This window comes from Hydrogenobacter thermophilus TK-6, from assembly GCF_000010785.1.
In the GTDB taxonomy this organism is placed as follows: domain Bacteria; phylum Aquificota; class Aquificia; order Aquificales; family Aquificaceae; genus Hydrogenobacter; species Hydrogenobacter thermophilus.
Genome location: NC_013799.1, coordinates 1,524,775 through 1,537,854 on the forward strand (window position 1 = coordinate 1,524,775; position 13,080 = coordinate 1,537,854).

Here is a 13,080-nt window from a genome sequence, read left to right on the forward strand (position 1 = left end):
TTACTCAAGTCTGTAAATGATGGGAATTTTTATCCTGACATTCACCGGAGGTTTAGGCATTAGGTTTTCTACCCTTTTCAGAGTGTTTATTGCGTTCTCATCAAGCATTTTATAACCGGAGCTTTCCTCAACTTTTATGTCCTTTATGCGCCCGTCCTTTGTAAGGAGAAAGGAGACAATCACCTTTCCTTCCATACCTAGCTTCCTCGCAAGCAGTGGATAGGTGAGGTTATGCTTTATTATGCCCGATATGATTTCCAGATTCCCCTTTAGGAATTCTTCCTCAAGCGCTTTTTGCCCTTTGATGGTAAGTTCGGAGGGGGTAGAATTGGTTTGAACTCCCCTTTCCGCTTTGGGTACTCTCTCTTCGGGTGTAACTGGTGCAGGTGCCTCTATATGTTCGTTTAGACTTTCACCTTCTGGTATATTTGGCACTTCTTCCTTACTTGGCATCTCTTCTTCAGTTTTCTTGGGTTTTACCGTACCGCTTTCAACCTGCTTTTTAGTTTCTCTTCTAGGCATTAAAGCCGTTTTTTTAGTATATCTCTCTGCCTTTGGAATTTCTTTAAGCTTCCGAATCTCTTTGGGTTTTTCTATCTCCTTAGGCTCCTCCTTTTTTATATCAAGTTTTGTGAGATCTACCTCCACAACTCTATGCAAGGGTTGTTTAAGCAGTAAAAAGATAGCTATGAGAATGGCGGCATGTATGATAAAGGAAGCAAAGTAAGCCTTTAACCTAAGATGCATTATCTTATTTCTGTTCTTATAGATACCTTTGTAAAGCCAAGTCTCTTTAGACTATCAAGGACACTTACCAAAGACTGCACGCTTGCATCCTTATCCGCCAGCACCTTTATGTTGGCATCCCTATTGGCTGTAGAAATTATTCTTTCAAGATCTTCAAGGCTCACCCTTTTTCCTTCAAAAAGGATCTCTCCACTTTTTGTAATGGCGATCTCAAAGCCCTTTAACTCCCTTACCTCCTGAGACTTGGCAGTGGGAAGGTTTACAGGAATAGAACCCTGAACAACAAAGGTAGCAGTTATAAGCACTATAGTAAGAAGCACCAACATAATGTCAACGAGGGGTATAACATTTATGTCTTTAAACTCTCTATCTTCCATTTACCTTTTCCCACATGGATAATTTTTCTCTTACTCTCCTCAAAAGTACATTGTAAAGAGCAGTTGAAGGGATGGCTACCAGAAGCCCTACTGCGGTAGCTTTAAGAGCAAGAGCAAGTCCCACCATCACCTTTTTGGTATCTACAAAACCCTCCTGACCTATGGTGTAAAAGGTGAGCATTATGCCAAGCACAGTGCCAAGAAGCCCTATATAAGGTGCGTTGGAGCCTATGGTAGCTATCCAGTGCATGTTTTTGGTAAGCTCTAACTCTATATCCTGCCTACTTTTATACTTACTTATATCCGCCCTTTTTATGAAGATGTACCTCTCTATAGCAGTACCCACGGATACAAAGCTCAGGAAGATGAGAAAGCCTATCACTCCATAATCCACAAGGAGTTTTAGTACATCCATGCTATCCTTCTCTTTTCCCCTCCAAGGGAGGGTTGTATAGGTATCCTAAGAAGAACCCCCATACCATGTGGAGTATAAAGGAAGAAATATGAGCTTCCAAAGGTTTTACCATAAAGTTTACTAACCACGGCGCACCGCCCATCATTCCTACAAATCCTACTATACGCGTGAATACATAAAAAATTATACCATATAACATACCTTTCAAGATGCGGTTTTTTAGGAACTTCACATGGAGAAAGTGTGTAGCGTAGGGTAAAGAGAATATGATGGACTGCACTTCGTGCTTGAGTGTCCAAAAAGGATTAGACAATCCTATGCGTGAGTCAGGATAGTGATAAAGTCCAAAAAAACCAAACCATCCGCTAAAGACATAATCAACGAGGAGCATAGCGTAGCCAGCTATTAGACTCGCAAACAGGAAACTCGGAAAATTTACATTCTTTATAGTTTCCCCTTCCATGGCAGGTTATATTGTAATACTCACAATCATAAGTTGCAAGCCTGCAAAGTATGACCATAGTCATACACTATTATCTTCCGCATAGCATACTATATTAACGGAGGTGTGCAAAAAGAGTCATGGTGGAAAGGGGTTTGTATGAGGAAATAAGTAAATTAAAAAGTAAGAAGAATGCCCTGATACCCATACTGCATATCATCCAAGAGAGGCAAGGATACATACCTGAATATACAGTTGACCTTCTCTCCAGCGAGTTAAACCTATCAAAGGCTGAGGTGTGGGGGGTTATCACTTTTTACTCAGACTTCAGGCTTAAGCCCCCTGGTAAACACATTATCAAGGTGTGTAGGTCCGAAGCATGCTTAGCTATGGGTGGTAGGAAGGTGCAGGAACATATAAAGTGTATACTGGGTATAGATTTTGGTCAAACTACCCACGATGGTATCTTTACCCTTGAGGGAGTTTATTGCTTTGGCAATTGTGCGTGTGCTCCTTCAGTTATGGTAGATGGAAAACTTTACGGCAGAGCTTTCCCTGAGAGGATAGACATGATAATGGAGAACATACTCAAAAAGAGGTAAGAAGAAATGGAAGGTAGGTATAAGATATTTGTACCGAGGGACTTCTCTTCTATATCGTTGGGAGCAGATGAAGTTGCCGATGCTATAAAAGAGGAGGCAGAGAGAAGAGGCATAAGTCTTGAGCTTGTGAGGAATGGCTCAAGAGGTATATATTGGCTTGAACCGCTTGTTGAAGTGCAAACTCAAGAAGGTAGAGTAGGATTTAGGAATGTTTCCTTACATGATGTTCCGTCGCTTCTTGATTCACTTATAGGTAATAATAATAAAAACCATCCTCTTTATATAGGTCCCGTAGATGAACTTGAGTATCTTAAAAGACAAGTAAGGCTCACTTTTGAGAGAGTGGGTTTGATAGACCCACTCTCCATTGATGAGTACATAAAGTACAAGGGATTTTTGGCACTAAAGAAAGCTCTGGATATGAAACCTGAAGACATTATTAATGAAATAAAAAGGTCAGGACTACGGGGAAGAGGAGGTGCTGGTTTTCCTACAGGTATAAAGTGGGAGACGGTTTTAAAAACACCATCGGAAGAAAAGTATATAGTATGCAACGCAGATGAAGGTGACTCTGGTACTTTTTCTGACAGGATGATTATGGAGTGTGATCCCTTCCTCCTCATAGAGGCTATGACTATAGCAGGTCTTGCTGTAGGTGCGCGAAGGGGATACATATACCTCCGTTCTGAGTATCCTCTTGCAAAAGAAGTACTGCAAGAGGCTATAAATATAGCATGCGACAGAGGCTATCTTGGAGATGATATAATGGGGAGCGGAAAAAGTTTTGAGATTGAGCTTTATGTTGGTGCTGGGGCTTATGTGTGCGGTGAAGAAACTGCTCTCCTTGAGAGCTTAGAGGGTAAAAGAGGTATTGTAAGGCCAAGACCACCTGTACCTGCAGTAAGTGGACTTTGGGGCAAACCCACCATCGTTAACAATGTTGTTACTCTTGCTACTGTCCCCTGGATAATCAGAGAAGGAGGAGAAAACTATGCCAGCTATGGTACGGATAGATCAAAGGGCACTCTTCCAGTGCAGCTTTCAGGAAATGTAAAAAGGGGTGGTTTAGTGGAGATACCTTTTGGTACTACTCTACGGGAGCTTATATACGATTTTGGAGGAGGTACATACAGCGGGAGACCTGTCAAAGCAGTGCAAGTGGGCGGTCCTTTGGGTGCATACTTACCAGAAAGTATGCTGGATATACCTATAGATTACGAGGCCTTTCAAAAAGTAGGAGGTATTTTGGGTCACGGTGGTATAGTGGTTTTCGATGATACAGTAGACCTCTGGTATATGATGAGATTTGCTATGGAGTTTTGCGCTCGTGAATCCTGTGGTAAGTGCACACCGTGCCGTATAGGTTCCCAAAGAGGTGTGGAAGTAATAGACAAGCTTATGAAAGATGGCACTAATGGGAAACTCTTAACCTTGCTTGAGGATCTCATGGATGTGATGATGCACACATCACTGTGTGGTCTTGGAGGTATGGCTCCATATCCAGTACTTAGTATATTGAGGAATTTTAGTGAAGATCTTGGAATTAAAAAAGAACTTAATATTATTTCTTAGGAGGTGCTGCCATGGCGTTCGTTGATGTGAAGATAAAGGATTTAGGAACTCCACCTGCAAGGTCATCTAAACTGGTTACGGTTGAAATAGATGGGATAAAAGTAAAAGTCCCTGAAGGTACATCAGTTCTAAGGGCTGCTTCAATTGCAGGCATAAGAATACCCAAGCTTTGTGCGACGGATACACTTAAGGCATTTGGCTCATGTAGATTGTGTATAGTGGAAATTGAGGGGAAAAAAGGCTATCCTGCATCATGTACTACTTTAGTAGAAGAGGGTATGAAGGTTAGAACCCACTCGGAAAGGCTTGAGAAGCTAAGAAGAGGCATCATGGAACTCTACATTTCTGATCATCCTCTTGATTGCCTTACTTGTCCAGCAAATGGTAATTGTGAACTTCAGGACATGGCTGGGTATGTAGGGCTCAGGGAGGTCAGGTATGGCTTTGATGGGAAAAATCACCTAAAATTACCTAAGGATGATAGCAATCCGTACTTTACTTTTGACCCTTCCAAGTGTATAGTTTGCTACAGATGTGTTAGAGCTTGCGATGAGATACAGAACACTATAGCTTTAACAGTGGAGGGTAGAGGGTTTGCGTCCCTTGTAAAACCAGGTCCTACAGGCAGGTTTATTACCTCCGAGTGCGTATCCTGTGGTGCCTGTGTCTTTGCATGTCCAACTTCTGCACTTATGGAAAAGAGCGTTATAGAACATGGTATGCCCGATAGAAGTGTGAAAACTACCTGTGCCTTCTGTGGTGTAGGGTGTTCCTTCAACGCTGAGGTAAAGGGTGATAAAGTGGTTAGAATGGTACCCAACAAAGAAGGTGGAGCTAACCATGGGCATTCATGTGTGAAGGGTCGGTTTGCCTGGGTTTACGTGTATTCTAAGGATAGGGTTACTAAGCCGATGCTACGTAAGAGCATAGATGAACCTTGGAGGGAAGTGTCTTGGGAAGAGGCTATAAATTATGTGGCTAATGAGTTTAGAAGAATACAAGAAAAGTATGGTAAATATTCCATAGGTGCTATTACATCCTCAAGGTGTACTAACGAAGAAGTGTATACAATACAAAAGCTTGTCAGGGCTGTCTTTGGTAACAATAATGTGGATACGTGTGCAAGAGTTTGCCACTCTCCTACAGGTTATGGATTGAAGGCAGCCTTTGGTACATCTGCAGGAACCAATAACTTTGATTCTGTACTTTTTGCAGATGTCATTATGGTAATAGGTGCCAACCCGACTGAAGGTCATCCTGTATTTGGTGCACTTCTCAAGAGGAGACTCCGTGAGGGAGCGAAACTTATAGTAATAGACCCAAGGAAAATAGAGCTTGTCAAAACGCCACACATAAGAGCTGACTACCACCTTCAGCTAAAACCTGGGACTAATGTGGCCATTTTGAATGCTATGGCTCATACCATAGTTTCGGAAGGGCTTGAAAACAGGGAATTTATTGAAAAGAGATGTGATACAGAAGCTTATAAAAAGTGGAGGGAGTTTATACTGAGACCAGAAAATTCGCCAGAAGCTGTGGAGAAAATCGCAGGCGTGCCAGCTGAGCTAATAAGAGGTGCTGCAAGGCTTTACGCCACAGGTGGAAGGGCAGCCATATACTATGGGTTGGGTGTTACTGAACATACACAAGGAACCACCGCTGTACTCGCCCTTGCTAATCTTGCCATGCTTACTGGTAATGTGGGTAGGGAGGGTACTGGAGTTAATCCGCTGAGGGGTCAGAACAACGTACAAGGTTCTTGTGATATGGGGTCTTTTCCACACGAATTTAGCGGATACAGACACGTATCCGACCCTGAGGTGAGAAAGCTCTTTGAGGATGCGTGGGGAGTAAGTATAGACCCAGAACCAGGTTTGAGGATACCCAACATGTGGATGCTTGCATTGGAGGGTAAGTTCAAAGGTATCTATATACAAGGCGAGGATGTTCTCCAATCTGACCCGGATGTGCACCGTGTTGTAGAGGCACTTAAGTCTATGGAGTGCGTTGTAGTGCACGATATATTTATGAACGAGACAGCAAAGTATGCCCATGTGTTTTTACCAGGTTGCTCCTTCTTAGAAAAGGATGGTACTTTTACTAATGCAGAAAGGAGGATACAGCTCGTAAGACAGGTAATTCCTCCTATGTGCGGAAAGCAAGAGTGGGAAGTAGTTATGGAAATAGCTAAAGCGATGGGTTATAATATGCACTATAATCACGCGTCCGAGATAATGGATGAGATAGCAAGGCTCACACCCACCTTTTCTGGTGTAAGTTACGAAAAACTGGAAAGACTAGGAAGCATCCAATGGCCTTGTAATGAAAAAGCTCCAGAGGGTACTCCTATAATGCATAAGGATAGTTTTGTAAGAGGTAAAGGGATGTTCCATATAACTGCCTTTGTGCCATCACCTGAAAGAACTACGGAGAGATATCCACTTCTTTTGACTACCGGAAGAACGCTCTTTCAATACAATGTAGGTACACAGACAAGAAGAACACCAAATGTTGTTTGGTACAAAGAGGATGTACTTGAGATCCACCCTAACGATGCAGAAGAGAGGGGTATAAAGGACGGTGATTATGTAAAGCTGGAGAGCAGAAAAGGATGGGTCATATTAAAGGCTAAGATCTCTGATAGAGTAGCACCTGGTGTGGTTTATACCACCTTCCACTTTCCGGAGATTAGGATTAATGTGGTTACTACGGATTATTCAGATTGGGCAACCAACTGCCCAGAGTATAAAGTCACCGCAGTGCAAGTAACACCGGTTTATCAAAAACCTGAACTCGTGGGTGTATACACTGAAAAGGAGTTTGCGGGCGCAGAGGTGTGAGTATGAGTGTAAAGGATCTCATATTTATGGCTAATCAGATAGGTAGCTTCTTTGAATGCTATCCATGGGAAGAGGGTGTAGAAGGTGTTGCCAATCACATAAAAAAATTTTGGCATCCAATGATGAGAGAAGAGTTACTCCGCTACTGTGAGGAACATGGTGATCAGGAGCTTACTCCAATGGTGCGTGCTGCATTGGAACGTTTAAGAGCTGAATTTTATGAAGAAAAACCCTAAGATTTACAGAAGAGACGCTTATTACGAGATCCCTACCCTCATACTCCACAGACCTAACATACCTTTATGGAGAAAGGATCTTATCGTATCCGAGGAACCTCTGGAAATTAGGCTCGTATACCCTAAGGGAGTGGATAATTGGGAAAGTCTTACCCTTTACACCACTATGAGAACACCTGGAGAGGACGAAGATTTAGTTCTTGGGTTGCTCTTCAGCGAAGGTGTTATAAAGAGTTATAAGGATGTAGAATACATTTCTTACTGTGAAAATGTTGAGGAGGAAAAGATAGGTAATGTAGTAAATGTCTTCATAAAAAAATATATAGATGTTGAGGACTTCTCCTCTTTGCTTAGAGTGTCATATATGAGCTCCGCGTGCGGTCTCTGTGGCAAATTGACTATAGAGTATCTCAAGAGGATCATCCCTACTTGTGTAAAGGATGATATGTTTAAGCTGTGTGACGAGTATTTTTACTCTTTACCAGATATTCTCAGAAAGCATCAGGAAAAGTTTCTCCTTACTGGTGGAACACATGCCTGCGCTGCCTTTGATGTAGAGGGAAATTTAATAGGGGTAAGGGAGGATGTAGGAAGACACAATGCTATGGATAAGCTTATAGGCTATATGTTGCGTATAGGCAAAATACCTCTCAAAAGAACTTGTATTGTAGTGAGTGGTAGAGCAAGCTATGAGCTTGTTCAAAAGGCTCTTATGGCTGGTGTACCTATCCTTGCTTCCATAGGTGCTCCTTCCACATTAGCAGTAAAACTTGCCAAGGAGTTTGGTATGACCCTTGTAGGTTTTTTAAGTAGGAAAAGGTTTGTGGTCTATAACGACGTAGGAAGGCTTGACTTAGATAAGTGGTTGCACGAGACTAATCTTCTCAGCATGTTTAAAAACTCCCAAAGTAATGATTAGCAATACTTCCCGCTAATGCTAACAGTGAGCTAACCCTCTCTGTGGCTCTCTCCCAATAAAGGATAGACTTGGAGGAAAGACTAAAAGAACTATTCCCAAAAGTCCCTGACTTTACCACGCTCCTTTTATTGCGTCTTTTGCTTTTGAGAGCTGTGATGTTTTTGCCAACGCTGAGAATTTGGTATTTGGGGATTTTTTCAACAGGTCGGTACCACTTGACTGACAGTTATTTTCGTTGTATGCTAATTAAATTTAAGGAGGTAGCTGATGAGAGTTAAGGGTCCGTCCTCAAGGAAGTTTAAGAAGAAGATACTAAAGCTGGCAAAGGGTTTTAGAGGCCAGAGAAAAAATGTTTACAGAAGGGCAAAGGAGTATGTGTTCAGAGCTTTGCAATATCAATATAGGGACAGAAGACAGAGAAAGAGAGAGTTTAGAAAGTTGTGGATAGCAAGAATAAACGCTGCGGTAAGACCTTATGGTATGTCTTACAGTAAGTTTATGGCAGGGATTAAGAAGGCGGGCATAGACCTCAATAGAAAAGTTATGGCAGATATGGCGGTAAGGGATCCGGAGGGCTTTGCACAATTAATAAGTAGGGCAAAAGAGGCTCTGGCTTCTGTATGATGTTAGACCCTCTTGAGATAAAAAGACAGGTGGAGGAGGACCTAAAAGAAGTAAAAAGCCTACAAAAACTTTTGGAGGTCAAAGCCAAATACATAGGAAAGGAGGGGATAATTACTCAAGCTCTTAAAGCCATAAGGGAAGTTCCACAAGAGCGGAGGAAAGACTACGGCTTGCTGATAAATACCATCAAAGAAGGCGTGGAAAAGCTTCTGAGGGAAAAGGAAGAAGAACTCAGGCATCTTGAGGTGGAGGAAAGGCTAAAAAATGAATGGGTGGATATGTCTGTACCTTTGGAGCCTTTGGTGGGCGCTTTGCATCCTGTGACGCAAACTCTCAGAAGGATAAAGGACATATTTATCGGTATGGGTTTTTCGCCCTTTGAAGGACCGGAGATGGAGCTTGAAGAGTATAACTTTGACCTTTTGAACATACCCAAAGAGCATCCAGCAAGAGAGATGCAGGACACATTCTACATAAACATGGAAGGCTATCTTTTAAGAACGCACACATCACCTGCACAAATAAGGGTTATGCTTTCTCAAAAACCACCCATACAGGTTATAGCACCTGGAAAAGTTTACAGAAGAGATGATGATCCTACTCATTCACCCATGTTTCATCAAGTGGAAGGGCTTGTGGTAAACGAATATGTGAGCTTTCGGCACATGAAGTACACCATAGAGTCTTTTTTGAGAGCTTTTTTTGAAAAACATGTATCCGTCAGATTTAGAGCCTCTTACTTTCCCTTCACCGAGCCTTCCGCTGAAGTGGATATAGGTTGTGTTATATGCGGTGGTGTTGGTTGCAGAGTTTGCAAAGGTTCTGGATGGTTGGAAGTTATGGGCTGTGGTATGGTCCATCCCAAGGTCTTAGAAAACTGTGGTATAGATACAGATATTTATCAAGGTTTTGCCTTTGGTATGGGGGTTGAAAGGCTTGCTATGCTTTACTTTGGCATAGACAATATAAAGCTGTTTTATGAAAACCATCTGAGATTTTTGAAACAATTTATATAAAAGCTTAGAGAAGTAAGAGGTTTATAAAAAGCGCAGGGATCAAAAGCAACGAGAAGATAAAAAGACTGAGCTGGTGGTTTTGAAGAATTTGGAATATGAGGGAATACAGAAAAACACCTCCCAGGTGGGAAGAAAAGTAAAAAAACATAAATCTGTATATATACTCGTCTTTTGGGTACCTATAGTAAAGGTAAGTGCGGAAAAATATCCAGTAGAGGGCTATACTAATACCCACCAATACGGAAAGTGGATAGAAAAGTCTGGAAAATCCTACGAAGGGAGGTATAGATAGCATCAACAATACTGTAAGCACTCCCAAGTACTTTATCCCTAACTTTTCAAGGAAGATGGGTGAGAGCAATGCAGAAAAAAAAGCGCTGATCAGGGCGGTAGCAAACAGTCTGTGTATGTATGGCTCGCTCAGAGAAGCGCTGTCCTTTAGAACATAATAAGCCATAGAAGAAAGGACCTCAGCATACTCACCCATCAACCATACAGAGATTATCTCAGCAATGAACCTCGGACTCTTTATATGGGAAAAATTAAGCTTTCTGGCAGGAATTTTCATGTTCCTAAAAAATAACATGGAAATAAGGAATGCAGAATAAAGCAAAGATAGAGTTTGTAGCTTTACCTTTTCCAAAAAGAGAAGTGTACCCAAAGCTAAAAAACCTGCAGCGTAAGAGAGTCCTACAATGATTTCAAATTTTTCAAACTTGGTTGCTAGCACCTCGTACCAAAAGAAGAAGGCGGTGTGAAAAACCAGAAAGAGAAACAGCAGAAAGAGGACTACGGAAGGCAAAGAGATGAGACTTATAGATAGCGAGAGGATAGAAAGAACAAGCAGGTAAAAGCTGTAATTTAATGCACTAAAGCGGTAAAGACTTAGCCACAAAAGTACGAAGCCAAGAGCGTTGAAAAGAGTTATCAGGTAACCATAGTAGCTTGCATTGAAAAGCCCATAGCTCTTTGATGGAAGGTAGATATAAGTTAGAAAGGATGAAAATATGGTGTCCATAAACTCAAAAAGCACGTAAATTAGAAAAGCCATCACCTCCCCTCTGCCACTTGCATTTCTACCACCGCAATAAACAGCTGAACATCCCTTTTAAAACTGAGATTTACTGCAAGTCTTTTTGCAATTTCGTCCACTATAGTAAGCCCCAATCCGTAAGACTCATCGTCCATATTGAGGTGCTTTTCGCCTTCCGCCACATTACTTATAGAAACTCTGAGTTTGTTATCTTGCAACTCACCCATCACTTGGATCTCAGTATTCTCTTTAGCATACTTTACTGCATTATCCAGCAAGTTAAGAAAGAGAGTGTAGAGAAGTTCATAATCCGAAAGCACCGCCGCTTTTGGTACTCCATCAACATTTATACTCAGATGCTTACTGTAAAGATGGGGTCTGTAAAACTCTACAAGCTCATTTATGAGACCCTTTACATTGATGAGAGTGAGCCTGTGAGGTTTTAGGTCCATATCCGAGAGCACTTTTAGATTTTTTGTTAGTTTTATAATACGCCTTATAGCTCTCTCTATGGCATTTTTTATTTCATTATCTGCCTGTACATAGGGTGCGTTCATAAGTATTATACTAAGAGGTGTTTTTATCTCGTGGGAAAGATAAAGGGCAACCTTCTTAAGTTCCTTTGAGTAAAGCTCATACTCGTGCAGGTACTTCCTTATGTCAAGCACAGACAGAAAAGCTATAAGTATGCTGGTTATAAACGTTGCAAACATTGATGAGAGTAAGAGTACATTTATTCTCCTTTCTATCCTTGATTTGGGAAGTGCTACAATGGCTTTGCAGATGGAAGTTTTGCACGGAAAGGTGTTTACATAAATCAAGTAGTTTCCTACGTCTTGGATATTACCAAGCTGAGTCTTTAACTCTTTGAAAGTGTTAATGTTTATAATATCTTTCATCTTCATGTTAGAGCTTAGCAACTGACCTTTCCGGTCCATTATGAGTATTATGTAGTCGTTGCCCAAATATTGATTGTCTAATAAATCTTCGTCGTGACTCAAAAAATCCACAAGTTTCTCTCCAGTTCTCAAAAGGTATTCGCTCTCCAAATCAATAATATCGGACCTGAAGTTGAAGAAGGTAAAGGCAAAGAAGATGCCTATAGGTAAAAGAAACTTTAAAAAATTGAGAAGAAAGAGCTTATACAGACTCTGCGGACTTTTCATACCTTAAGGTGTATCCTACACCAGGATAGCTTATTATGTCAAAACCATAGTTTCTGAGTACTTTTCTGAGGTTATGGACATGTGTCCTGAGAGCATCTATGCTTGCATCCTCATAAGAGACCCATGCATAAGAAAATAGGGTGTTGTATGATGTGACTCCACCTATGTTTTCTAATAGCTTTATAAGTATCATAACCTGCTTTTTTGGTAAGAAAATTGCATGTCCATTGATACGCACGGTCATGGAGAAGGGGTCTATCTCTAAATTCTCATACTTTATCGTTCTGTTCTTGGTGATACCCTTTACCCTTCTGAGTACTGTTTCTATCCTCGTCAGAAGCTCTTCAGGGCTGAAGGGTTTTACCATGTAGTCATCCGCACCCATCCTTAGACATCTTACCTTTTCTGACACATCGTCCACTACGGTAAGGACTATAACTGGTATGTTTCTCTCATTAAGTATGGGAATTAGCATACTTCCACTTTCTTTTCCCAAAAAGAGGTCAAGAATACATATATCAAAAGTTTCTCTCTCAAGAAGATCAATGGCTGAATTTATGCTTTTAGCCACAGCACAATCCCAACCTACGGAAGAAAATAGCTTGCTTATAGGGATGGCAAGGTCTACTTCATCTTCAACCAAAAGTACCTTCATAATTTAACCTCACATAAAGAAAGCTCTCACCAAATAAGCTAAACCTTCTTACCTTAATTAATTTATAACCAGAGTTTTTAAGTATTCTATTTATCCTTTCAGAGAAAAACCAGGAAAAATGTGGTTCTATGAGAGCAACGATGTGCATGGGTTTGAACATTCTCTCTATACTCCTCATTATGGGTATAAAGTATGATGCATCGCTCACTACCAGATCCTCAATGTATATACTGCCCTTTCTATGACTGTATACTAAATAACCCACTTCAGCAGTTCCCGAAGTGAACATGTACGCCCTTTTATTTTGTAGTAGCTCTCTAACTTCAATGTCGCTCAATCCCTTCCATACTTTTAATTCGAGGGACTTTAATTTCTCAAAAAGGAAGGGTGTATTTACCTCCACTATCTCCACCTTTTAGAAGTTTAAGTTAGGGAT

15 protein-coding genes are annotated in these 13,080 nt (G+C 41.2%); 7 read left to right on the forward strand and 8 right to left on the reverse strand.

Translation table 11 applies throughout. The features are described from left to right. The 4 genes from HTH_RS08425 to HTH_RS08440 are packed head-to-tail and all read right to left on the reverse strand — an operon-like array spanning position 1 to position 2,002. Positions 1 to 747, reverse strand: a complete 747-nt coding sequence (locus HTH_RS08425; RefSeq protein WP_012964303.1) for an energy transducer TonB — start codon at positions 745 to 747, stop codon at positions 1 to 3. Continuing rightward, entirely contained in the window at positions 747 to 1,124 is a 378-nt protein-coding gene (locus HTH_RS08430) for an ExbD/TolR family protein (protein ID WP_012964304.1), read from the reverse strand. The genes HTH_RS08425 and HTH_RS08430 overlap by 1 nt, the downstream gene beginning before the upstream one ends. Further along, the gene (gene exbB / locus HTH_RS08435; RefSeq protein ID WP_012964305.1) at positions 1,114 to 1,539 is read right to left on the reverse strand and encodes a TonB-system energizer ExbB; all 426 of its coding nucleotides are present in this window, start codon (positions 1,537 to 1,539) and stop codon (positions 1,114 to 1,116) included. Before exbB ends, HTH_RS08430 begins: the two co-directional genes overlap by 11 nt. A gap of 1 nt (position 1,540) precedes the next feature. Beyond that, positions 1,541 to 2,002, reverse strand: a complete 462-nt coding sequence (locus tag HTH_RS08440) for a hypothetical protein (RefSeq protein WP_012964306.1) — start codon at positions 2,000 to 2,002, stop codon at positions 1,541 to 1,543. A 119-nt stretch (positions 2,003 to 2,121) separates the two neighbouring features. Between HTH_RS08440 and HTH_RS08445 the strand changes: the two genes are divergently transcribed. The 7 genes from HTH_RS08445 to HTH_RS08475 all read left to right on the forward strand — a co-directional run bounded on the left by HTH_RS08445 (position 2,122) and on the right by HTH_RS08475 (position 9,790). Beyond that, entirely contained in the window at positions 2,122 to 2,583 is a 462-nt protein-coding gene (locus tag HTH_RS08445; protein ID WP_012964307.1) for an NAD(P)H-dependent oxidoreductase subunit E, read from the forward strand. 6 nt (positions 2,584 to 2,589) lie between these two features. Then, positions 2,590 to 4,155 (forward strand): formate dehydrogenase beta subunit, encoded by a 1,566-nt coding sequence (locus tag HTH_RS08450; protein WP_012964308.1) that lies wholly within the window; start codon positions 2,590 to 2,592, stop codon positions 4,153 to 4,155. Positions 4,156 to 4,166: 11 nt separating this feature from the next. Continuing rightward, positions 4,167 to 6,995 carry a formate dehydrogenase subunit alpha gene (fdhF, locus tag HTH_RS08455; protein ID WP_012964309.1) on the forward strand — a complete coding sequence of 943 codons (2,829 nt, stop codon included), beginning with the start codon at positions 4,167 to 4,169 and terminating at the stop codon, positions 6,993 to 6,995. Between the two features lie 2 nt (positions 6,996 to 6,997). Beyond that, positions 6,998 to 7,231 carry a formate dehydrogenase subunit delta gene (locus HTH_RS08460; protein WP_012964310.1) on the forward strand — a complete coding sequence of 78 codons (234 nt, stop codon included), beginning with the start codon at positions 6,998 to 7,000 and terminating at the stop codon, positions 7,229 to 7,231. Beyond that, positions 7,215 to 8,150 carry a formate dehydrogenase accessory sulfurtransferase FdhD gene (gene fdhD, locus HTH_RS08465; protein WP_012964311.1) on the forward strand — a complete coding sequence of 312 codons (936 nt, stop codon included), beginning with the start codon at positions 7,215 to 7,217 and terminating at the stop codon, positions 8,148 to 8,150. Before HTH_RS08460 ends, fdhD begins: the two co-directional genes overlap by 17 nt. A 267-nt stretch (positions 8,151 to 8,417) precedes the next feature. Beyond that, the gene (gene rplT, locus HTH_RS08470; protein ID WP_012964312.1) at positions 8,418 to 8,774 is read left to right on the forward strand and encodes a 50S ribosomal protein L20; all 357 of its coding nucleotides are present in this window, start codon (positions 8,418 to 8,420) and stop codon (positions 8,772 to 8,774) included. Next, positions 8,771 to 9,790: a phenylalanine--tRNA ligase subunit alpha gene (locus HTH_RS08475; RefSeq protein ID WP_012964313.1), complete on the forward strand. Its 1,020-nt coding sequence runs from the start codon at positions 8,771 to 8,773 to the stop codon at positions 9,788 to 9,790. The genes rplT and HTH_RS08475 overlap by 4 nt, the downstream gene beginning before the upstream one ends. A 4-nt stretch (positions 9,791 to 9,794) precedes the next feature. Here HTH_RS08475 and HTH_RS08480 read toward each other — a convergent pair whose 3' ends face one another. Genes HTH_RS08480 through HTH_RS08495 form a run of 4 tightly spaced genes read right to left on the reverse strand, consistent with a single transcriptional unit; the run spans position 9,795 to position 13,056 of the window. Further along, the gene (locus tag HTH_RS08480; protein ID WP_012964314.1) at positions 9,795 to 10,841 is read right to left on the reverse strand and encodes a hypothetical protein; all 1,047 of its coding nucleotides are present in this window, start codon (positions 10,839 to 10,841) and stop codon (positions 9,795 to 9,797) included. Continuing rightward, positions 10,841 to 11,989: a sensor histidine kinase gene (locus HTH_RS08485; RefSeq protein ID WP_012964315.1), complete on the reverse strand. Its 1,149-nt coding sequence runs from the start codon at positions 11,987 to 11,989 to the stop codon at positions 10,841 to 10,843. The genes HTH_RS08480 and HTH_RS08485 overlap by 1 nt, the downstream gene beginning before the upstream one ends. Continuing rightward, positions 11,964 to 12,644: a response regulator transcription factor gene (locus HTH_RS08490; RefSeq protein ID WP_012964316.1), complete on the reverse strand. Its 681-nt coding sequence runs from the start codon at positions 12,642 to 12,644 to the stop codon at positions 11,964 to 11,966. The genes HTH_RS08485 and HTH_RS08490 overlap by 26 nt, the downstream gene beginning before the upstream one ends. Further along, the gene (locus HTH_RS08495) at positions 12,625 to 13,056 is read right to left on the reverse strand and encodes a hypothetical protein (protein ID WP_012964317.1); all 432 of its coding nucleotides are present in this window, start codon (positions 13,054 to 13,056) and stop codon (positions 12,625 to 12,627) included. The genes HTH_RS08490 and HTH_RS08495 overlap by 20 nt, the downstream gene beginning before the upstream one ends. Between the last annotated feature and the right edge of the window lie 24 nt (positions 13,057 to 13,080).